The sequence below is a fragment of the Peribacillus sp. TH14 genome (assembly GCF_016651145.1).
In the GTDB taxonomy this organism is placed as follows: Bacteria; Bacillota; Bacilli; order Bacillales; family DSM-1321; genus Peribacillus; species Peribacillus butanolivorans.
Map to the genome: position 1 here is coordinate 1,005,751 of NZ_JAEKEK010000001.1, position 22,216 is coordinate 1,027,966.

General features: G+C 37.0%; 18 protein-coding genes, 1 tRNA gene and 1 pseudogene. 9 read left to right on the forward strand and 11 right to left on the reverse strand.

Annotation, left to right across the window (positions count from 1 at the left end):
• Positions 1-207: 207 nt before the first annotated feature.
• From nfsA to queG, 4 genes are all read right to left on the reverse strand, one after another.
• Positions 208-957 carry an oxygen-insensitive NADPH nitroreductase gene (nfsA, locus tag JFU50_RS05040; protein ID WP_057217955.1) on the reverse strand — a complete coding sequence of 250 codons (750 nt, stop codon included), beginning with the start codon at positions 955-957 and terminating at the stop codon, positions 208-210.
• A gap of 91 nt (positions 958-1,048) precedes the next feature.
• Positions 1,049-1,537, reverse strand: a complete 489-nt coding sequence (gene trmL, locus JFU50_RS05045) for a tRNA (uridine(34)/cytosine(34)/5-carboxymethylaminomethyluridine(34)-2'-O)-methyltransferase TrmL (RefSeq protein ID WP_053344672.1) — start codon at positions 1,535-1,537, stop codon at positions 1,049-1,051.
• Between the two features lie 65 nt (positions 1,538-1,602).
• On the reverse strand, positions 1,603-2,460 hold the full coding sequence (locus JFU50_RS05050; protein ID WP_057217886.1) for an amidase domain-containing protein: 858 nt from the start codon (positions 2,458-2,460) through the stop codon (positions 1,603-1,605).
• 453 nt (positions 2,461-2,913) lie between these two features.
• Positions 2,914-4,053, reverse strand: a complete 1,140-nt coding sequence (gene queG / locus JFU50_RS05055; protein ID WP_053344670.1) for a tRNA epoxyqueuosine(34) reductase QueG — start codon at positions 4,051-4,053, stop codon at positions 2,914-2,916.
• 105 nt (positions 4,054-4,158) lie between these two features.
• On the opposite strand from queG, the gene JFU50_RS05060 reads away from it, so the two are divergent.
• Positions 4,159-4,827: a B3/B4 domain-containing protein gene (locus JFU50_RS05060; RefSeq protein WP_053344669.1), complete on the forward strand. Its 669-nt coding sequence runs from the start codon at positions 4,159-4,161 to the stop codon at positions 4,825-4,827.
• A 325-nt stretch (positions 4,828-5,152) separates the two neighbouring features.
• Here JFU50_RS05060 and JFU50_RS05065 read toward each other — a convergent pair.
• The 4 genes from JFU50_RS05065 to JFU50_RS05080 all read right to left on the reverse strand — a co-directional run bounded on the left by JFU50_RS05065 (position 5,153) and on the right by JFU50_RS05080 (position 9,267).
• Positions 5,153-5,226, reverse strand: a tRNA-Gly gene (locus JFU50_RS05065).
• 189 nt (positions 5,227-5,415) lie between these two features.
• Positions 5,416-5,829, reverse strand: a complete 414-nt coding sequence (locus tag JFU50_RS05070) for a YbjN domain-containing protein (RefSeq protein ID WP_098176604.1) — start codon at positions 5,827-5,829, stop codon at positions 5,416-5,418.
• Between the two features lie 153 nt (positions 5,830-5,982).
• A complete protein-coding gene (locus JFU50_RS05075; RefSeq protein WP_201221940.1) occupies positions 5,983-7,938 on the reverse strand; it encodes an FUSC family protein in 1,956 nt (651 codons plus the stop codon).
• A gap of 300 nt (positions 7,939-8,238) precedes the next feature.
• Positions 8,239-9,267: an NADP-dependent oxidoreductase gene (locus JFU50_RS05080; protein ID WP_201182376.1), complete on the reverse strand. Its 1,029-nt coding sequence runs from the start codon at positions 9,265-9,267 to the stop codon at positions 8,239-8,241.
• A 490-nt stretch (positions 9,268-9,757) separates the two neighbouring features.
• Between JFU50_RS05080 and JFU50_RS05085 the strand changes: the two genes are divergently transcribed.
• The 7 genes and pseudogenes from JFU50_RS05085 (at position 9,758) to JFU50_RS05115 (ending at position 16,926) form a co-directional block, all read left to right on the forward strand.
• On the forward strand, positions 9,758-11,509 hold the full coding sequence (locus JFU50_RS05085; protein WP_397443447.1) for an ABC transporter ATP-binding protein: 1,752 nt from the start codon (positions 9,758-9,760) through the stop codon (positions 11,507-11,509).
• A gap of 23 nt (positions 11,510-11,532) precedes the next feature.
• Entirely contained in the window at positions 11,533-12,207 is a 675-nt protein-coding gene (locus tag JFU50_RS05090; RefSeq protein ID WP_201182380.1) for a response regulator transcription factor, read from the forward strand.
• Complete coding sequence (locus JFU50_RS05095; protein WP_242486801.1) at positions 12,171-13,241, forward strand: HAMP domain-containing sensor histidine kinase; 1,071 nt, start codon at positions 12,171-12,173, stop codon at positions 13,239-13,241. The genes JFU50_RS05090 and JFU50_RS05095 overlap by 37 nt, the downstream gene beginning before the upstream one ends.
• Before the next feature lie 774 nt (positions 13,242-14,015).
• The gene (locus JFU50_RS05100) at positions 14,016-14,555 is read left to right on the forward strand and encodes a TetR/AcrR family transcriptional regulator (RefSeq protein ID WP_201221942.1); all 540 of its coding nucleotides are present in this window, start codon (positions 14,016-14,018) and stop codon (positions 14,553-14,555) included.
• A 69-nt stretch (positions 14,556-14,624) separates the two neighbouring features.
• Positions 14,625-14,897 (forward strand): DMT family transporter, encoded by a 273-nt coding sequence (locus tag JFU50_RS05105; protein ID WP_235569608.1) that lies wholly within the window; start codon positions 14,625-14,627, stop codon positions 14,895-14,897.
• Positions 14,898-14,922: 25 nt separating this feature from the next.
• Entirely contained in the window at positions 14,923-15,270 is a 348-nt protein-coding gene (locus tag JFU50_RS05110) for a DMT family transporter (protein WP_053344663.1), read from the forward strand.
• Between the two features lie 298 nt (positions 15,271-15,568).
• Positions 15,569-16,926, forward strand: a pseudogene (locus JFU50_RS05115) (IS1182 family transposase).
• A 203-nt stretch (positions 16,927-17,129) separates the two neighbouring features.
• Here the strand turns inward: JFU50_RS05115 and JFU50_RS05120 are convergent.
• Together JFU50_RS05120 and JFU50_RS05125 are read right to left on the reverse strand one after the other, a co-directional pair.
• Positions 17,130-17,597 (reverse strand): UPF0158 family protein, encoded by a 468-nt coding sequence (locus JFU50_RS05120; protein WP_201182385.1) that lies wholly within the window; start codon positions 17,595-17,597, stop codon positions 17,130-17,132.
• A 64-nt stretch (positions 17,598-17,661) separates the two neighbouring features.
• The gene (locus tag JFU50_RS05125) at positions 17,662-18,102 is read right to left on the reverse strand and encodes an SRPBCC family protein (RefSeq protein ID WP_201221943.1); all 441 of its coding nucleotides are present in this window, start codon (positions 18,100-18,102) and stop codon (positions 17,662-17,664) included.
• A gap of 530 nt (positions 18,103-18,632) precedes the next feature.
• Here JFU50_RS05125 and JFU50_RS05130 point away from each other — a divergent pair.
• A complete protein-coding gene (locus tag JFU50_RS05130) occupies positions 18,633-19,856 on the forward strand; it encodes an alpha/beta hydrolase family protein (RefSeq protein ID WP_309558640.1) in 1,224 nt (407 codons plus the stop codon).
• A gap of 506 nt (positions 19,857-20,362) precedes the next feature.
• Here the strand turns inward: JFU50_RS05130 and JFU50_RS05135 are convergent.
• Entirely contained in the window at positions 20,363-21,655 is a 1,293-nt protein-coding gene (locus JFU50_RS05135; RefSeq protein ID WP_201182391.1) for an MFS transporter, read from the reverse strand.
• Between the last annotated feature and the right edge of the window lie 561 nt (positions 21,656-22,216).

A 22,216-nucleotide genomic window follows, 5' to 3' on the forward strand; every position in this document is an offset into this window, starting at 1 on the left:
GATAATTTCATGTTGGATGTATGGGGAACAATGCTAATACTATTTATCTAGAAAGGGCTACCTGTTTATTCCAATATGAAATAAAAACAGAATGACCTCGGGGACAATACCCGAGGTCATCTTATGGCTAATTATGGATAGCCGGCTTTTAAGAATAATCCATTTATGGATAAAAATTCAGATATCCTAACAAAGTTTTTTTATCATTTAATGTTTTTTAAATCCTTGCTTTTCCACATAATCTTTCATATACATCCGGCTTTTCTTTCCAAGCATACCAGCCATTTGCTGTGTCCAGGTATCTTTTCGTTTGCCTTTTGTACGGCTTTCATAATAACTAGAAATCGTTTCATTATACTCTTTCAGTTGACCGATAAACTCCTGCTTATCCGCCTGATAGCCATTTTCATGGTATATATTAGATTGTGGCAGACGTGGCTTTTTATCGGAACGATTTTTAGGATAGCCGACTACAAGGGCGAATAACGGAATAACACGATGTGGAATATTCAAAATCTCTGACACTTCTGGAAGATTGTTACGGATTCCACCGATATAGCAAATGCCAAGATCCATTGATTCTGCAGCCAATGCCGCATTTTGAGCTGCAAGAGCTGCGTCAATGCATGCAACCATGAATTTTTCCGTACTTTCAATCGAATCGGAAAGGTCTGTATCTTCCATCTCAGCTATCCGATCATGTCGATATAAATCAGCGCAGAAAACGAATAGGTGCCCATTGTTCTCTACATAAGATTGTGGTCCGGCAAGCTCCGCTAGCTTGGCTTTCTTTTCTGGATCGGTTACCCCAATGATTGAATACGCTTGAATATAACTTGAAGTTGATGCAGCCTGAGCACATTCAACAATCGTTTGAATTTGCTCTTCCGACAATAGCTTGTCCTCGAAAGAACGAATGGAACGGTGATCTAAAATCTTCTCAATAATATTATTCAAAGCTTCCACCCCTAAAAAAGTATGTAGGTAAAACATCCACCAGGGGGGCTATATCCCCCACTGATAGTATGGTAATAAAAGCATTAATCCATCAACCTTTTGTTTTTAAATCCAAATCACGATAATTTTGCTGCCTTAAGGCCTCATAAATTAAGATCGCTGCTGTATTGGATAGGTTTAGAGAACGAACTTTATCCGTCATCGGGATTCGCAGACAACGGTCTAAATTTTCATGAATCAGGTCTTTCGGAAGGCCCGTCGTTTCACGACCGAACATGAAATAAATCTCACTGTCCTGATCACTATAATCGAAGGTTGTATGCGGCTGCTCTCCAAATTTCGTTAAGTAATAAAATTCACCGCCGGCATTCTTCTCATAAAACTCTTCCAATGAATCATAATAATGGATTTTAACATTCTCCCAATAATCGAGACCGGCCCTCTTAAGCTGTTTGTCATCTGTTGAAAAACCGAGCGGACGAATAAGGTGCAGGGACGTGTCTGTTCCTGCACACGTTCTTGCGATATTACCTGTATTTGCTGGAATCTGTGGTTGATATAAAACTACATGTATTGCCACTTCATTTTCACCTCTAGTTTAAACTTCATCTAATTATAGCATTAAACAAACAGACTAAAAACCAATCACACTCCATCCAAAATCGAGAAAAATTTATAAACGATATTCGGTGTATATCTGCTCGAATCCTCGTACGTCCAGTATCGATGGCGACTGTTCATCGTATGGGCATTCACAAGCGGCATTCCGTTCTGATCCTTCGCCGTTACAATCAAGTTATGATCAAAGCGTCCGTTTCCTTCGAAGTCAATACACATGATATCGCCTATATCCATCTCCTCAGCTGTTTCTAAACGTTTTGTCTGGATTCCCTTTCCGCCAGCGAGCAGATTATATAAGGAGTGTGCAGTCGTCCAGGTATAGCTCCAGCTTTTCCCTCTTATCCACCAGCCCTTATTTTTGTTTGGCGCCCCCCACATTGGGATTCCTCCTGCATGCAAACATTGTGAAATGAAATTCGTGCAATCATCAGTGAACTTGTGGTACGCAGGATTAAATTCATTCCACCACCGCTCGGCATACTGGACGGCCTTCATCCTGTCATACTTATAAGAAAGTCGCTCCGAACCTTCTTCCCATTTTGGAGGCACCTCTTCTGGTTCAAAGCTTGGTACAAGGTCACGTTCATCTATTAAATACCCATCTCTAAACCTCGCCTCCCTTTCTTCCATTTCCTCTTCTATATAAAAAGAATCTTCCTGCTTCAATAAATATTGTAGATGTACTTTATAGGTCAATACCGTATCCTTTTCTTCCTTTCTCTTCGAGTGAACCTTTCCTGCAGCATTTACCCGCACAATTTCCGTAGAGCGGTTCCGCATTAACTCCTTTTTCAGATGCAATTTTCTTTCATCGCGTTCTTGAGTATCAGAAGTATAACACTCCACTCTTTCTTGCAAAAGCTGTTTCAATTGTTCCCTCAAAATTATGCCCCCCTTCATACCATCTATGCTAATGTGTATGTATGAGGGCATGGACAAAAACACAACTTCATTAAAGAAGAATATATTAATGGCCTGTTTTTGTTCATTTCCTCGAAATAAACTCTTATTAACAAAAGAAACTAGCAAAAACGCTTAGAACATCACGAGCTAGGGTATCCACTTGATTAAATAATATATCTGAAAAATAAAAGGTATTATTAGCCCATCATCACAACAGAATACAAAATCTACTTCCCCAGTATTCCGGTTGAAAGGTTTTGAGCCTCTCCCGCCCTATAAAAAAATTAGCCGGCAAATGGAAAGATAGTCCAAGCATATCGAGGACTCTTTTTTACCTACATATTAAACCCTCATCCTCACATTTCTACAAAAAATAAAAAAAGCCGTCCCGTTAAATTTCTTACGAGACGGCTATAACTGATATATTTAATATTATTGATGCTCCAAGGTAAACTGCAGTCCTTTTTCAATTTCTGCACGAACCTCTTCATCGGTTTCGTTCATTAAAGCTTCCTCTAAAATAGAGACTACTTGTTTCCGTCCAATTTTCCCAATCGCCCAGGCCGCGGTTCCCCGTAATACAGGACGCGGATCTTCCTTCATGATCTGAATCAATTCGGGTAGTGACGTTTCATCTTTAAAGTGGGCTAATGCTAAAATGGCATTTCGCTGGATTGGCTTTTTGCCTCGCCACGAACCAGATACATAGCCGTATGTTTCTTTGAAATCCCGATTTGAGATCGTAAGCAGAGGCTTCAACAACGGCTTCGCAACCTCAGGGTCAGGCTCCATCTCTTCATGAAAGTGAAAATCCATTCCTTTGTTTTTCGGACAAACAGTCTGGCACGTATCACATCCGTACAAACGATTGCCTATTTTCGTCCTGAATTCATCAGGGAGAAATCCTTTTGTCTGCGTTAAAAAAGCAATACAGCGCTTAGAATTCAGCTGGCCACCCTGCACAAGTGCACCTGTTGGACAAACATCCACACATTTATTGCAAGTCCCGCATTGATCTTCCATCGGTTGATCCGGTATAAATGGCAAGTTTGTAATCATGTCACCTAAATATACATAAGACCCAAACTCAGGAGTAATGATCATACTATTTTTAGCACTCCAGCCTATTCCTGCACGCTCAGCAACAGCACGATCCGATAATTCACCAGTATCTACCATAGACTTTGCCATTGCTCCTGGCACTTTATCTTTAATAAAATCCTCAAGTAACTGCAATTTATTACGAAGAACCGTATGATAATCCGTTCCCCAAGAGGCCCGGCAAAAAATCCCACGTCGCTCACTTTTTGTGCTTTGCGGTGCATTCTTCAATTTAGAAGGATAGGCCAGTGCAATCGAAATAATGGATTGCGGTTTATCAAAAATCAATTCAGGCCTGACCCTTTTTTCAATATCCGGTTCTTCAAATCCTGACTGATAATCTAGTTCCTGCTGACGGATCAGCCGACTTTTCAATTCCGTGAAATTAGAGGCTGATGTAAACCCAATTTTATCAATGCCAATCTCTTTACTATATATAATCACTTCTTGCTTAAGTGAATTCATATCCATATTTTTCACCTTCGTTCATTCATTATTCCCATCGAAGCTTGTATTCATTTCAAACCATTGCTATCTATGATAAACTAATTGCAATCATTTTTGGAGGTGTAACGCTTGGAAATTAACATTTCCGCTAATCTTAGCAGTAAAATCCCTGATTTCAAAGTTGGGATCATTACATATGAAAACATCGAAGTTGGCCCCTCCCCGCAAATGGTCAAAGGAAGACTACAGTTATTTCAAGAAGCTCTTTTCTTCGATCTAGATGAAAAAGAATTAACCGATTTCCCGGGTATCAAAGAGTGGCGAAAGATTTTCAAAACGACCGGAACGAATCCGTCACGCTACCGTCCTTCCGTGGAAGCTCTATACCGTCGTGTTAAAAAACAAAATTACTTAACATCTATTCATTCCGCTATCGACCTGAATAACTTCTTCTCCCTTTTATATGAAGTGCCTATTGGCATATATGATGCTGATAAATTAACAGGAGATATCTCGATTAAAATTGGCGAGAGTACAGATGAGTATAACGGCTTGAATGGCCGCTTGAATTCAATGGAAAACATGATTACTTCTGCCGATCGTGATGGAGCATTTGGAAGCCCCTACGTTGATTCAGAACGAACAAAGGTCACGGAAGAAACGAAAAAGGCAATCCAAATCATCTATTTACAACCAAAGACTCCAATCAAAGAAGCCCATCAGCTAACAGAGTCCTTAATGAAAATGTTCCTCGAAATCCACGGTGGAGAAGGAACTTATTCCATTTTAGAAGTATAATAACAATCGAGCAGAACTAAACCCCTTTCAAAATCGGAAGGGGTCTTTTTATAGGATAGGATATCAACCTGTGAATGTTTTTTCTTCTATTACAAACACATTCCCCAGTTTTGGATTCACTTGATACGCTTCCTGACAACATATCAACTAGTTTCTTAGTCACCCAGGATCAGCCTCATCTCATACTACTTCCTTAAATTATAGGTACATACAAATCTAGACAATAAAAAAAAACCTACTGTAAACAGTAGAATTCTCATTATAAAATATTTAAACGCAAAGCTTCGTTCTCCAGGTAACGAAACCCTGCGTTATGAGTATGTATTGGAGCGGGTGAAGGGAATCGAACCCTCATCATCAGCTTGGAAGGCTGAGGTTTTACCACTAAACTACACCCGCGTATTCTTGTAGAAATTTGTCGAATCGCTATCAACAAAATTAATTATATAGTTTATATTAAATAAATGCAATAGTTATTTTTAAAAAAATAATAAAAATTTAATGAATGTTACAATAGTATATTCATCACTCTATTAAAGATGTTAAAAAGTTCTCTAATAACAGAGAACTTTCCCTACATCTCCACTGTTAAGACCAGATGACTTCCATTAACGACGGGTATACCTGCTCCGCTGTTTCAAGTAACATGATTAACTTCCTGAAAGCTAGATCTGGTAAAAATTCTCCCTCAAGGGAATAAGAATAACGAATTGAAATAGTCCCTTTTTCTTCATACAACTTTGAATATCTAAAATTAGCATTATATTCATTTAACAGTGTATGTACATCCCGCCTTTTATCAGGATTCTTCAACTCGGCAACATTAAAGCAAAATAAATCCGCCACATTTTCATTTTGGTTGAAAGCAAAAACTAAAAGAACCTTCCAGCCATCCTTTAACTTTTGCTCTGCTCTAAAAAAGGTGGTGTCATCTTCTTTCAACTCATTCATATAGATTTTCTCGCGCGTTAAAAAATCTCGAAATTTTGCAACGTTTGACATGATCCATCACCTTTCTGTATGTATTTACATTTTATACTGAAAATTGGCATTTTTACAGACTTTTTGAATAAACCCTCTATTTTCAGCTAGTGCATTCATTCAGTTGAATTGAGGGAGCCAATAATAAGAACTCCCTTAAACAAAACTCTAAGGTTAGCTTGAAACTTCTCCCCTAAACTGAAGAGCTTCTTGGAGGTCCAAAATCTCGTGACGAATTTTTGAAAACCCTTCAATTTCTGGTACGGTTTTATTTGTTGAAGATTGATCTTTATCTGCAGCTATTGCCATGGTTTCAAAAACATAAAGCAATTGAGCGAGATCCTTCTCTAAAAGAACAGGACGTTCAGAGTATTTCAAGCTGGCATTTAGATAATACCCCAATTGTTCTATTGAGAATATTACGGGCCATAGAGACTCTAATCTGGCCTTGTTTTTGAATATCTCACCTAGAGACGTATTGTATACCGTTAATAGATTGACCATATTGGTTTGCATTTTGCTTCGTTCACTGCTCTCATCAAATGTAAGGGTCCTATTATTTTCAGAGAACGCCATTAATAAAAATTGACCCTGACTTCGAATCGTTTTCGCGATAAAATGACTCAGAAGACTGGACGCTGATCGACTTCCGACTAACAATGACCCAGCAAGGCCTATAATACTCCCTACAACGATATCAGTTATCCTTACTGTTGCAAAGAAACTGAAGTCGTAACTTTGAGTTGAATATTCTGCCATGATTAAAGCTGAAGGTGTAAAGAACATCGCAGCTAACCCATAATTCCGAACGATAAAAAGCTCTGTAATGAAAGTCAAACACAAGATGATTAGCACAATAATAAACTCGTTATGAACAGATGCAAGAATCAAACTTGCTAATAGGAGCCCAATGATTGTCCCGAAAGTCCTTTGAACAGCACGATGAAATGTGGCGATAATGGTAGCACCGGACATTACTGCAGCACAGGATAAGGGCACCCAATACGAACGATTAAAACCGGCTGAATAAGCGATGATAGCGGCGATAGTAAGGATTGTTCCATATCGTACAGAAGTGAGAAAGACTATGGAGTTTTTATCAAATGCCCCCAGAAATATGGTTTTTTTTAGAGAAGGCTTTGAGATTAAGACTTCTTGATGAATTTTTTGAACCGGTTCATTCATGATGGCATCTGCATTATAGATTTTTATGAATAAATCTTCTACTTCTTTATCAACCTGCTCTGGCTGAAGAATCTTTGATTTATTTTTCGTTTTAGATCCAATAGAGTCAGCTAATGCCTGAACGGATTTCCCTAATTCAGGTGGAAGTACGATCTTATTGTTCAAAGAAATTTCAAGAACTCTCAAGAATATCGCGTTTGCATGTTCATTTAAAAGAAACAACCGCTTAAATATATCTGTACTTCTCTTGGCTGAATACCCGGCTAAAAGCGTATTTTCTGCTTGCTTCATTGCTAGTACCGTTCTGTGTCTTGCTGTATTAAACTTCTCTGTCCCTATTGAATCAAAGAATACCGCCAACTCTCTATACACTTTTTCCACTGCATTAGTTTCAGGTCCATGGGGATTGTAAAACCAGCCTAACATACAGATTATCCAAGATAATGCCCCACCTAATAAAACAAGCCCTCCACGTAACGGCGCAAGTGATTGATCAATAGGCATACCTGTAGCAAGCGCAAAACTCAAAACGAAAAATATTGCCGAAGGACCAGTGATATTTAAAGCACCAAAAATGAAAAATACACATGCCCCAATAATCCCCATCACTATAGCTGTCCCTAGCTGATATGGGGCCAAAAGGGTTCCTAAGACAACAGATAAAGAAAGGCCCCACATTACAAAGAAAATCTTTTTAGCTCTTTGCTCATACGGTTGGTTAAACACGTATAAATAAGAGAATCCACCAATTCCTGCCAGTAAACCGTACTCAAAATTCCCAAATAATAATCCTATGAATACAGGTAATGCAGCAGCAATTCCTGCACTCAATGCCTTTATCCACGGAAATGGATTCTTTTTTATTTCAAAAGCCTGTTTAAATGTCGTATGTATCGCTTCTAATTTCGGAGACTTTGAAGATACTCTTTGTTTATTTTTGCCCATTTCACTTTTCCTTTCATTAAATAATTCGCTCCCTATCTTCTCTTTTGACGCTATTCAACCGTTATCTTGATGGCTTAATCTAGAGCTTCTTTTAATATCCTTCATTAACAACAAAAGATACCTTAAAGGAAGAGGAATATACGTTAATCTTTCTCGTATCTAGGAAAAGGGAAACGGCCTTCCCCCGATTGAATATCGAAAAAAGGCCGCTTATTATATACCCTTAATTATTTACTCTTTTTTCAATACTGTTTTAAAGACTATGTCACACCAATGTTACCCTCTACTAGGTTCCCATGCTTAGAGCGTAGCGTATTTAGGTTCTGCAACTTTTACAAGTTGTTTACCCAGATTCGTTCCTTTAAATAAACCTAGAAATGCATCAGGGGTATTTTCAAACCCTTCAATAATGGTTTCTTCATACTTCAATTTTCCTTGCTGTAGCCATTCCCCTAAATCTGTCGCACCTTCTTGGAATCTTTCGGCATAATTACCAACTGTGAAACCTTTCATAAGTGCACTCGTTTTGATCATCGCCGATTGCAGACGCGGCCCTAAATCTTTTCCTTCTGCATTATAAGAGGAAATCGCTCCGCATAATGGAATACGAGCATTTGTATTTAAAAGTGTGAAAACAGCATCCGTTACCTCACCGCCAACATTATCGAAATAAACATCGACTCCGTTAGGAACAGCGTTTTTTAAATCTGTCGCAAAGCTATCTTTTTTATAATTAACAGCTCCATCGAAGCCAAGCTCTTTTGTTAAATACTCAAGTTTTTCATCTGAGCCAGCAATGCCTACTACCTTAGCACCTTTGATTTTAGCAATCTGTCCAACTACTGAACCAACAGCCCCAGCTGCTCCAGAAACCACGACTGTTTCACCTTCTTGAGGTTTTCCGATATCGAGCAAACCAAAGTAAGCTGTTAAACCAGTCATCCCGAGAATCCCTAAATGAGTTGTGACAGGGGCAACTTTAGGATCAATCACTCGGATTTCTTTTTCATTGACCACCGTATACTCTGCCCAGTCGATATTCCCAACAACAACATCTCCTTGTTTGAAGGAATTCGAATTGGATTCTACCACTTCGGCTACAACGCCTCCAGTGATGACCTTATTCAATTCAAATGGAGCTATATATGATTTAGTATCTTGCATTCTTCCACGCATGTATGGATCGACAGATAAATAAAGCGTCCGTAATAATATTTGATCTTCTTTTGGTGTGGGAACATCACTCTCCACAAAGTTAAAATCTTCTTTCGAAGGCATTCCTTTTGGTCGGTTTGCCAGGGTGATTTTTTGTTGTTTGGATTGTGTCATTTTGTGTTCCTCCTTGATTTTGAATACGTAATATCTAAAAGTAAGCGTATCACTGTTAAAGATCCTTGGTCAAAAATTATGCCCTCTTGATAATTCCATACTTTTCTATATGTAACCCTTACTAAAATATCTAAATCCTATGATATCTATTATGTCCTATCTATTTCATTCATATAAAGGTCATCTGGATTAGGGCAAACTCCTGTATATTTTATACAAAAGGCTTTGGTAAACATTAAAGTTGATTTATGATTTGTTCAACGGCTTCATCTAATATGAAGTATCACTTATTTAACAAATCATTCATGCACGGATTTTAGCTACGGCATCCCTATGTTTGCTTTTTTGGTAGATTAACTAGCAAAACAAAGTCATGTTACCAGTTATTTCGAAAAAACCACTAAATAGAATAATTAACTTAGAAGTTCATATTCAATTCATAACTTCTTTGTATACTTCCTCTTGTAAAAAGGATTAAGAAAGGATGTAAATAAATATGTCAGAAGTAAAAAAGCAAAAAGGATGGCGCCAGTTTATTCGATTAGTTCAACAAACAAAGCCTTCTAAACTAATGATAGGGATTGCTTTAGTATTAAGCTTAAGTACAACAGGTGTAGGATTATTAGTCCCGTTATTCACAAAGAATCTTATTAATGATTTTTCAATTAGCTCACTAAGCACTGAACGGATCACACTTCTCGTTCTTGCAATTATTGTTCAAGCATTGGCTAGTGGATTTTCCATCTATTTATTAAATCGGATCGGGCAATCTGTAGTAGCGGGTATTCGAGATCAACTATGGAGAAAATTACTTGTATTACCCGTGAATTATTTTGATGAACATCAATCAGGAGAAACAGTTAGTCGAATGACAAATGATACAACTGTAGTGAAAGGATTAATTTCGGAACACCTATCTAATTTCGTTACAGGAATCATTTCCATTGTAGGCTCCATGATTGTGTTATTTGTACTGGATTGGAAAATGACATTGTTGATGCTCATTGCAATCCCACTCTCTGTTTTAATATTAATGCCGCTTGGCAAAAAAATGCATCAAATATCAAAGGGGATGCAGGATGAGACAGCAAGTTTCACCTCAATTCTCCAACAGGTGCTAACCGAAATCCGTCTAGTTAAAGCATCCAATGCAGAAACATTTGAATATCAAAATGGAAATAAAGGGATTACCAAATTATTTCAATTCGGATTAAAAGAAGCAAAAATACAAGCTTTAATTGGCCCACTAATGAGTTTAGTCATGATGGCATTACTTGTCCTAATTTTAGGTTATGGGGGAATGCGTGTTTCTTCAGGAGCTCTGTCAGCTGGAGCTTTAGTTGCATTCATTATGTACCTTTTCCAAATTATCATGCCAATGGCTCAATTAGCAGGTTTCTTTACACAATTCCAAAAAGCTACGGGTGCAACAGAGCGTATAATTTCCATTTTGGATTCAGAAGAGGAAGAAGACGCGAATCAGCAAGTTCAAAATATCAATCAATCAATCACCGTGGATCATCTAAACTATAGTTATAATAATGGAGAACAGGTACTTAAAGATATAAGCTTTACCGTTGAAGCAGGTAAAGTCACTGCAATTGTCGGCCCAAGTGGCAGCGGAAAAACGACTCTTTTCTCATTATTTGAGCGTTTCTATAAACCACAGCAAGGCTCTATCTCCATAGGTGGGAAATCCATAAATGATTTCACACTCCTTTCATGGAGAAGCCAGATTGGTTATGTTTCGCAAGAAAGTCCTATTGTATCAGGTACAATTAGAGATAATATTTGTTATGGAATAGATCGGGATATAACAGATGAAGAATTAAATCAAGTAGCTAAAATGGCGTATGCCGATCAGTTTATTTCTGAACTTCCAAACGGATATGATACTGAGGTTGGTGAACGAGGTATGAAATTATCAGGCGGTCAAAGACAAAGAATTGCGATTGCTCGTGCATTTTTAAGAAACCCAAAAATATTAATGCTTGATGAAGCTACCTCAAGCCTAGACAGCAAATCGGAACATGTTGTTCAACAGGCGTTAAATGATTTAATGAAAGGCAGAACAACAATAGTAATTGCTCACCGCCTATCGACTGTCATTAATTCAGATCAAATCATCTTCCTAGAAAAAGGGAAAATAACAGGCAGCGGAACACATAAAGAACTATATAATACGCACTCATTATATCGCGAATTTGCTGAACAGCAGTTAAACAAACTTGAACTAGCCTAATTCATCGAAAGGAAAGAAGAAGGATGACAAAAATATTAATTGTCGATGATGATGCCCATATTCGCGAACTTATACAACTCTTGTTAAGAAAAGAAGGGTTTGATCTATATGAAGCCTCAGATGGGCTACAAGCATTGAACTTAATGGAGAAGGTAAAAATCGATTTAGCAGTTATTGATATAATGATGCCTAACATGGATGGATGGCAATTATGCAAAGAGATACGGGAATTTAGTGATATCCCCATTTTAATGCTGACGGCAAAAGGAGAAACAACACAGAAAGTAAAGGGATTTGGTCTTGGGGCAGATGATTATCTTGTAAAACCATTTGAGCCAATCGAATTAGTCCTTAGAATAAAAGCATTATTAAAACGGTATAAAATCACTATTTCTCAAACATTAAAGATAGGTGAATTAAAGATGAATCGCAACACACATGAAATGTCATTTAAAGACCTGGAATATACGATTCCTTTAAAAGAGTTTGAAGTGTTATTTAAACTAGCAAGTTATCCTGGAAAAACTTTCTCTAGGGAAGAACTTATTGAAGATATTTGGGGCTATGATTATGAAGGTGATGAACGAACTGTCGATGTTCATATTAAAAGAGTGAGAGAACGGTTTCCAGAATTGGAATTCCCATTTCGGATTCGAACGATTTGGGGATTAGGTTACCGTTTGGAGATAACAAGTTGACGGCCAATCGATTTTTCAAACCAATACTTGGCGGACTGTTTTTTCTGGCGTTTATGTCGTTTTGTTTTTCGGCTGGTTACTATATCATTCAGCTATTGCCTTTAAGACTATCCGATTTTGTTCAATATCTAGCAACAATCATGACTAGCATCGCCATTATGATATTCATTGGTTATCTTATGCATGCTATAAATCACAATAAACGCGTAAATTTTTACCTGGAGATCATTGATGCCTTAAGGAAAATTGCCAATGGCGATTATAATGTCCATTTGGATTTTAAAATGGATAAGAGAAACGGCGAAATAACCGAAATCATTAACCACTTCAATCACATGGCCAAACAATTGAAACAAATGGAAGAAATGCGGCAGGAATTCATCTCTAATGTCTCACATGAAATACAGTCGCCTCTTACTTCCATTGTAGGATTTGCCCAAGCGCTTCAATTTAATAAGCTGACAATAGAAGAACGAAATCATTACCTCCATATTATTGAGACAGAGAGCCGGAGATTATCTAAATTAAGTGATAATCTTCTGAAGCTTACATCCCTTGAATCCAAGCATCATCCGTTTGAAAAAAAAAGCTATCGACTAGATCAACAAATTCGAACAATTATTTTGGCTTGCGAACCGAATTGGATGCAAAAAGAATTAGTAATGGATGTATCATTAGAAAAGATTTCGGTCTTTATAGATGAGGATTTAATGAGCCAAGTATGGACAAATTTAATACACAATAGTATCAAATTCACCCACTATCATGGAACAATTACTATTCGATTACAACAGATTGATGATCAAGCAGTCATAAAGATTTCTGATACTGGAATTGGCATTTCAGATAAAGACCAGCTTCACATATTCGAACGATTCTATAAAGCAGACCAGGCAAGGGAACGCTCAAAAAGTGGGAGTGGTTTAGGTTTATCGATTGTGAAAAAGATTATTGATATGCATGATGGGACTATATCTGTTAAAGGTGAACTCGGAAAGGGAACGACTTTTACAATACGAGTACCAATATCATGAAGAAATTTTTCATGAGCGATTTTCTTATTTTGGGTATAATTCATGCTAGGTCTCCTGGTTTTGATAAAAGTGTCCTGAGGCTGGCCAGCCTCAGGACACTTTTACCATACCAAGGGTCTTTTTACGCTCAAATCTCATTTTTATTCATTGGAGTGCTGCCGCCTTACCTCCATAAGAAAAAACCTGCCTAAGCATCTCCCTTATTGAAGTAAAGCACCTGTTACTTTAAGTACAATATTTCACAACCTTCTATCTATTAAGCAACCTAACTTCAGCCCAATAATTGAAAAAAATATTCAATATTATACATAATAATTACACCTAATATTAGAAAAATAAGGGTGGTGACATATTATTTTGAGTTCTTCAGGTACTTCCACTCAAGAATAGACTGAAAGCATATAATAAAAATAAATAAAGTATCAAAAGCCAATTCATATCATTTGTACTTACCGACGGAAAAGTGCATAAAAAGATGACTAAGATAACGCCTCTTCCCCATCGGTCAACAATTTTATCAGAAGTTTCCGAAATCTTTTTCTTTTCTACACCAAGTAAAAAATAGCCCAAAACTTCACAGAACCTTTGAAAATTATTTGGTATGCACAAATTAAGCATCGCATGAAATATGTTAAGTGTTTATTGGAAAATATTAACAAACTATTGGCTGGTTTAGTTGAATAAGAGTTATTGTATGTACTTGACAAAAAAACCGTTTGGACGATATTATTTTAAAAAAACCGTCTGGACGGTTTTAAAAAGGATTGATACTATTTGGAATCGAAAGCTAAAATGAAACGTAATCTTATCTTGAAATCTGCAAAAGAATTCATTATTCAAAATGATTTTAATGATTTGACTTTAGATGCTGTGGCAAAACAAGCTGGAATAAGTAAAGGTGGCTTATTATATCACTACCCAAATAAAGAAGCATTATTGCTAGGGTTAACACAATATATTTTTGAAGAATTCACTATGTTATTTGAAGAACATGCTAAGAAAGACCCATTAGAAAAAGGGAAATGGTGTCGTGCTTTAATTGAAACAACCAAAGAGGACTTGGACCACAATGCCGAGTTAAATATAGGAATAATTGCTGCTTCTATGTTGAATCCTAGTTTATCAGAAAGTATGTCCAAAAGTTATCAGTATATGCAAAACAAAGTCGAACAGGATAATATAAATCCTATAACAGCAACTATTATTCGGTTAGCAATAGATGGCATTTATTACTCAGAACTGTTTAATATAGCACCGTTAGATGACAAAATGAATAAGGAAGTAATCCAGCAATTAATAAATATGACAAAATAGGAGGAGTTCACCTTGAATCCATATGTAATTTTGGGAATAGCCATCATTAGTGAAGTATTTGGTAGTTCAATGTTAAAAGTATCAAACGGATTTAAAAAGTTGTTCCCTTCCATTGGAGTAATAATTGGAATGGGTATAGCCTTTTATTGCTTGTCTTTATCTCTTAAAACAATTCCACTTGGTACGGCTTATGCTATTTGGTCAGGTATAGGCACAGCTTTAACCGCATTAGTGGGTGTTATCGTTTATAAAGAAAGTTTTAATCTGAAAAAATTTCTTGGTTTAGTCCTAATCATTGGTGGAGTTGTTGTTTTGAAACTCTCAAGTGGTGGCGCTCATTAACCTTTAGAGAATCGGAGGTAATTGTATGAAAGGTTATATCGCTTTAGGAATATCAATTATCAGCGAAATATTCGGCACGACAATGCTTAAATTGTCGGAAGGATTCACAAATTTATTCCCTTCAATTGGAGTTATTCTTGGTTTTGGTTTAGCATTTTATTGCTTATCATTATGTCTTAAAACAATTCCGTTAAGTTTAGCTTATGCTATTTGGTCAGGAATAGGAACAGCTATAACAGCGTTAATTGGTGTACTGTTATGGCGAGAACCATTTAGCATCATTACATTAGGTGGCTTAGTATTAATAATTGGAGGGGTAGTTTTATTAAATGCTTCTAATACTTCCGAACAAGTAAAAAAATCATCAAACTAAAGGTTTGATGATTCAGACTGTAGACAAACTCGATGAAAATCGAGTTTGTCTACAGTTTTTTTGAGGGGGTGTAAAAATTCGAAAGTTGATTTCCACTGCAGGCACTCGCTTTCCGCGGGCGGTCAGGGAGCCTCCTCGGCGCCTTTGCGCCTGTGGGGTCTCCCTTGGACACGCTTTTCCCGCAGGAGTCTCGCACCTTCCGTTCCAATCAACTTTGTTTTAACAATTAGAAATAAACACTTTTTCCTACAGTCTTTTTTGTTTTAATATAGGAGTATTAAAACTTGAGGTGATGACGATGCTTTCGAAACATAATTCTATTCAGCGAGATCAACTTGAAATGATTACTTTGGATCAACTGGTGCCAGCGAACCATTTGGTTCGTAAAATTGAGGGGGCCATTGACTTCACTTTCATTTATGACTTGGTGAAAGAGATGTATTCAGAGATAGGCCGCCCAAGTATTGATCCAGTTATTTTAGTTAAATTGACATTCATTCAATATACCTTCGGTATTCGTTCGATGCGTAAAACGATTGAAGAAGTTGAAACGAATATGGCTTACCGTTGGTTTTTAGGTTACGGTTTCCATGATAAAGTACCTCACTTCTCAACGTTCGGGAAAAATTATGAGCGTCGCTTTAAAGATACAGACCTGTTTGAACAGATTTTTTATCGTATCTTAATGACAGCCTCAGAAAGATAGTTAATTAGTGCAGAGCACGTATTCGTTGATTCAACACATGTGAAAGCCAGTGCGAATAAGCGGAAATTCGAAAAGAAAATCGTTCGTAAGGAAACACGAGCATATCAAGGACGCCTTCAAGAAGAAATAAATCAAGATCGTGAAAACAATGGAAAGAAGCCTTTTCCACTGGATAAATTTGATAAAGAAGAAACCAAAGAAATTAAAGAAAGTTCAACTGACCCTGAGAGTGGCTACTATGTAAAAGATGAACGAACAAAACAGTTTGCCTATTCATTTCATGCGGCTGCAGACCGCAACGGTTTTGTACTGGGGACGATTGTAACACCAGGAAATACGCATGATAGTCATATCTTAGAGCCTCTTGTTGAACAAGTGATTGAGAAAGTTGGAAAACCTGAAGCTGTTGCCGCAGATGCAGCTTACAAAACACCAGCCATTACAAGCTACCTTTTTGGGAAAGAAATCACACCAGCTTTACCCTATACACGTCCACGAACAAAAGAAGGGTTCTTTCGCAAGCATGACTATGTTTACGATGAACATTTTAATTGTTATCTCTGCCCATCGGGCGAGATTTTAAAGTACTCAACAACAAATAAAGAGGGCTATCGCGAGTACAAATCACCCAAACACACTTGTGCGACATGCTCATTTTTATCACAGTGTACAGTAAGCAAAGACCATCAAAAAGTGGTGACACGCCATATCTGGCAAAATTATATGGAAGAAGCAGATCATCTGCGTCACCACAAGGATGTAAAACCTATATATGCGAAACGCAAAGAAACAATAGAGCGTGTATTCGCAGATGCAAAAGAAAAGCATGGTATGCGTTGGACTACTTTAAGGGGACTTAAAAAATTGTCGATGCAGGCGATGCTTACATTCGCTGCCATGAATTTAAAGAAGATTGCAATTGGACATGGCAAGGTCCAATAATGGCTTAATAAAGTGGGCTCGTAGAGGCCCAATCTCTTAATCTTGATCAAAATTCAAAGGGAATTTCAAAAGGGGTCCAGAATTAAAACATTCTGGACCCCTTTTGTCTACAAACTGAATCATCAAACTAAAGGTTTGATGATTTTTTTTTTCTTAAAATGATTCTTGCTAGTTAGTCTCATTCACGCTTATTGAAAGTACTTTGTCTTATCTATTCAATATAGTTGACGTTATTATCTTGACACCATTTTTTAGCAATTTGTTTAAAACGCTCGTCACGATATGAATACCATTGATCTTCGATTTCAAAATCTATTATTTTGTCCTTGAATTTTCTAAAGGCACCCTTTCCCTTAATTTCTAATAATAAAGAATTTTGCTTTCGTAGATCACTAACAGTTAGGCAGAAGTCTTCCATCATTTCATATTCATGGACATCATATTTAGTTGGTAACTCTATATAATTCTCAAAGTTTTCAACAACATCATTAGCAACCCTTAAATTTTCTTGTTGCCAATCAGGTAAATGATCGAATGGTTCATCATCTTCAGCAGCTCTCAAATCATTAGAAGTTACAAAAAAAATTTCACCCGTATTAATATTTAGAAATGATTGAGACTCTTCAAACTGTATTTCCATTTCTTCAATAATATCTTTAAGCTTTACTTGTACAGTCATGATATAGGATCTCCTTCTATATTTTTTTACAGTCGCACCTGTTAGTTCCACAAGAATTATTTAACTAATGGATTAATGATGCTCTCAAATTACTAATACCATTTTCCAAATAACCCTTTAAACAAGTTAACATATATACCCAACCCTCTTTTTGTCCTATCATTTTGTTTATTATCTCGGGGTCATCTTCTTTAAAACCCAATTCGTTTACTTCAATAATTGTACTCGTATTATCCAACTCTTTTAGTGTAATTGTAACAACCGTTTCTTGACCATATCCTCCCCACGAGAAAACAATTTTTTTATCTTCCTCGACTTCCAATACATTGATAACCCCTTCAGCATTGTATTCATCATATCTCCAAGTAATCGTCTTGCCTTGTTCCACTCTTCCAGTTCCCGATGAAAACCAATAATTAGACATTTTTTCAGGGTCTACTATGGCTTCAAATACCTCATTAACTGGTTTGAGTATTTTAAATTTCGTAGTTACTTGAGTATCCATACAAAATCAACTCACTTTCGGAATATTTGATAATTGTTCCATTATATCTATATCATCATTAAATAAACAAATTATACTTTCTTAACTTCTAAAAAACCCCTTTTATTTATATAGTTCTTCTTCAAATAATCTGCCCCGTTACCAAACCAACTCCCTTATTGAAGTAAAGCACCAGTTATTTCATTATTTGCTACCACAACTAAAAGTTTACAGTTTAGCGGAAGAATAATTTTTATTATAAGGAAAATTATTGAAATTAAATGTTAAAATGTAGTTGTATCAACTGGAAGAAGACTAATCCGACTTGTTAAGGAATGAGTGACTGAATCAAACAATAAATTTGATCGCACTGTATTAGGCTTTATTCGAGTTATAAAGTACTGGAACACTAACTTCTAAAAAAATATCTTCTGTTCCTATTATCTATAGGCTGGAAAGGGGCTCTTATGAAAAGACTGTTTTCGATTATGTGTATCATTGTAAGTGCTTTAGTATTATTGCTAGGGTGCAGTACTAAGGAGGTAGAACAGGTGGAAAAGAATTCGTTGAAAGCTATTGAAGGTACGTGGGAAGGAGAAATAATGATTCCAAATCAGCCTCTCCCGATTATTGTTCATTTCACGAAGAAAGATGGAACGATAAGTATTCCTGTACAAGGATTGAACAAATTCCCCTTAACAAATGTAAAGTTAAATAAATCAGACTTGTTTTTTGATATGAAAATTCAAAATCAGCAAATAACGTTTGATGGGAAAGTAGATCAGGAGAAGATTTCAGGAACATTTGTTCAGCAAGGGCAAGAGTTTCCTTTTGAATTGCTCAAGAAATCTGATGAAAAAGTTGAGGAAAAAAGATCAGGTGAAGTTGTGAAGGCCGACTTGGAGAAAGGAACCATGTATGGACTTTTAGAAACACCAAAAGATGAAGGTCCTTTTCCTGTGATGATTATAATTGCGGGTTCGGGTCCAACTGATAAAGATGGGAACTCCATTGCACTTCCTGGGAAAAATAATAGTTTGAAAATGTTAGCAGAAAGTCTTGCAGAAAAAGGTATCGCAAGTATTAGGTATGATAAGCGCGGAGTCGGGGAAAATATGAATTTGGCAGGAAAAGAAGAGGAACTGAGATTCGAACAATATATTGAAGATGCAGCTGCATGGGTTCAATTTGCTAAAAAGGATAGCCGTTTTTCTAAAGTTGGCATCATCGGTCATAGTGAAGGTTCATTAATTGGAATGGCAGCTGCAAAGAAAACAGAGACAGACACATTCATTTCATTAGCTGGAGCAGGCGAACCTATTGACCAAGTACTTCTTAAACAGCTTGAAGAGCAGCTGACACCGAAGTTATTAACAGAGTCTAAAGATATATTAACAAAACTAAAACAAGGTAAACAAGTTAAGACTGTAAGTGCAGACTTGCAAAGTGTATTCCGTCCTTCTGTTCAACCTTACATGATTTCTTGGATTCAATATAATCCGATAGAATTAGTAAAAGAGCTAACTATCCCTGTTCTAATTGTAAACGGTAATAGAGATATTCAAGTGGCGTCCACTAATGCAGAAGCGCTACACAAGGCAAAAGGAGATTCTGAATTACTTATACTCGAGAAGATGAATCATGTATTGAAAGAAGCACCTGTAGATCGAGAGAGAAATCTAGCAACCTATACAAATCCTGAACTACCATTATCATCTGGGTTGGTAGATGGAATTATTGAATTTTTAAACGAATATGAAATATCCAGTAATTAAAATCAAAAAAAATAATTAATAACTGGGGGTCTCCTCGGGATGTGTAGCTTTGAAATAAAGATTGATCAAAAGTTCCTCGTGCCCCCTAAGCTTCAATTATTTTTTAGTAATGATAATCACAGCAAAATGAAATTCACCTGCTGTGGCCATTTAAGCGACCTAAAGAGCCTCTTCTATATTATGCAATGTAATAGCAAAGCAAAATAATAAATTGAAAGAAATCCATACGCTACCTACTTTCCTAAATGAGTTTCTACGGCCCTTTAGGTAAATAAAAATATTCTTTCGCACTTCATTCTACATTTATATATTCCAAATAAAAACAGCTAGCTAGATTTCCAAAATCTAACAAGCTGTTTTTATCAAACTTCAATATAAGTTATCAATCTTTTTTTCCGCAAATACAAATAGAAAGAGCACGATTTGAAAAAAGATTGGTCAAATCACATATTCAATTGAATGAATAATTTTGTGCATTTTCCATACTTCTTAACTTTAAAAGTCCATCATTCTTTACCTCTAAGGGACCAAATGACAACTGGAATAAGCAGTAGTGAAAGGATAGCTCCGGCAAATGAGAGTGTTGCATAGCTGTAATGAGCTACAACCATGCCAGATAGTGCACCGCCCGCTGCTCCTGACAAAGCAATCAAAACATCGACAGATCCTTGCGTCTTTGCGCGAGTGGAAGGGTGAGTTGAATCAACTATCAGCGCTGTACCACTAATCAAACCGAAGTTCCAGCCAAGCCCAAGTAAAACAAGTGAGGTGTTGAGCACCAGCATGGAATCAGCTGGTCCACTGGAAGCAAGTATACAAGCAGCGAGCAGAGTGGCACCAGAAGCGATAACCACTGCAGTTCGTCCAATTTTATCTACTAAGAATCCAGTTACTAAAGAAGGCAGAAACATCGCTGCTATGTGAAAACCAATTACTACCCCTACCTCTTTCAAATCATGTCCATGATGTCCCATATGTATAGGTGTCATTGTCATAATTGCAATCATTAAAAAATTAGTTAAGGTCATTACTGTAGCTCCGGCAACAATTCCTCGCTTGTTTATCGTCGGTGCATTTGAATCCTTGTTTGAAAGTACGGCATTGTGTGTTTTCTGAACATCTGCCATTGCTTTTGCCACAATGAAAGGGTCTGGACGAAGTAAAGCTAATAACACCAAGCCAGCAAGGATGTAAGCTACAGCCGCAAGAATAAATGGACCAGCCAAAGAAGGAACACCGATTGACCAAGCCAATTCGCCCATTATATTTACCAAATTGGGGCCTGCAACAGCACCTAATGTGGTTGATACCATAGCAATACTGATAGCTGTTGCCCGCTGTTTAGAACTTGCCAAGTCTGTACCGGCATAGCGTGCTTGTAAGTTTGTAGCCGATCCAGCACCATAGATTAGCAGTGAAACAAATAAAAGTGGAATGCTGTTAATTAATGCGGAAATTACTACCCCGACCGCGCCAAGACCACCAGCCAAGAAACCGGTTGCGAGTCCAGAACGGCGTCCAAAACGTTGGGAGAGTTGCCCTACAATCAGCGCTGCTCCTGCAGAACCTAATGTGAACAATGCAGTCGGAACCCCTACCATACTCTCTGTACCCAGCATGTCTTGTGCAAGAAGTGCTCCGACGGTTACACCAGCTGCAAGACCTGCCCCCCCGAATATTTGTGATATAACAACAATCAGCAACGTACGTCGATATAACTGTTGTTGTTTTTCTGGAGAATCAATATATGTTTGTATCCAATCTGGTTGATTTTCTATACTTTTTAATGCTTCAGACATTATTCTGTCTTCCTTTCCGAAGAACTTTTTTCTTCCTAATTAAATTGTTATTTCAATTATTTTTCAAGAGGTAAAAAAGATAATTTACGGAATGCTATTACTTCTATCGCAGCGATTTACCTTTCATTACTGACGGACCTTATTTTATGTAATACCATGCGTAATCTACATTAGCTCTTTTCTCCATTGTTTTGCCTTGATAATTTTGCCCATTTCCGTTTAGCGATTAGTAATTAGTATAATACCTACTAATATGACCATCAATAATTTTCAAAAAATTATGTCTAATAACTTTCCTTTTGATTAACTAACCTCCCTCAATAGTTGAATAAAAAAAAGCTGCCTTAAAGACAGCTCCGGATTTTCAGCTAAGGCATCTGTTAAATTTGTTCATTGTTAAAAAACAGGACAAACTTCCTCTTTCGTAGGGAAGTCTGTCCAGAAATCATTATTAAGTAATTGGGGCCGGGTTAAATAAGACCAAATCATTGTGCAATCGTATATAAGGAGACGATACTTTGTCAAAGTATCGCCTCTTAGATTAATAATATTTTTTAATTA

What these genes read in the sequence shown, in the direction of transcription:
- queG (WP_053344670.1), bottom strand. Translation starts at nt 4,053, where the DNA reads ATGGATATGAATTCACTTAAGCAAGAAGTGATTATATATAGTAAAGAG.
- JFU50_RS05070 (WP_098176604.1), bottom strand. Translation starts at nt 5,829, where the DNA reads ATGTCAAACGTTGCAAAATTTCGAGATTTTTTAACGCGCGAGAAAATC.
- JFU50_RS05075 (WP_201221940.1), bottom strand. Translation starts at nt 7,938, where the DNA reads ATGGGCAAAAATAAACAAAGAGTATCTTCAAAGTCTCCGAAATTAGAA.
- JFU50_RS05080 (WP_201182376.1), bottom strand. Translation starts at nt 9,267, where the DNA reads ATGACACAATCCAAACAACAAAAAATCACCCTGGCAAACCGACCAAAA.
- JFU50_RS05090 (WP_201182380.1), top strand. Translation starts at nt 11,533, where the DNA reads ATGACAAAAATATTAATTGTCGATGATGATGCCCATATTCGCGAACTT.
- JFU50_RS05105 (WP_235569608.1), top strand. Translation starts at nt 14,625, where the DNA reads ATGTTAAAAGTATCAAACGGATTTAAAAAGTTGTTCCCTTCCATTGGA.
- JFU50_RS05110 (WP_053344663.1), top strand. Translation starts at nt 14,923, where the DNA reads ATGAAAGGTTATATCGCTTTAGGAATATCAATTATCAGCGAAATATTC.
- JFU50_RS05120 (WP_201182385.1), bottom strand. Translation starts at nt 17,597, where the DNA reads ATGACTGTACAAGTAAAGCTTAAAGATATTATTGAAGAAATGGAAATA.
- JFU50_RS05125 (WP_201221943.1), bottom strand. Translation starts at nt 18,102, where the DNA reads ATGGATACTCAAGTAACTACGAAATTTAAAATACTCAAACCAGTTAAT.
- JFU50_RS05135 (WP_201182391.1), bottom strand. Translation starts at nt 21,655, where the DNA reads ATGTCTGAAGCATTAAAAAGTATAGAAAATCAACCAGATTGGATACAA.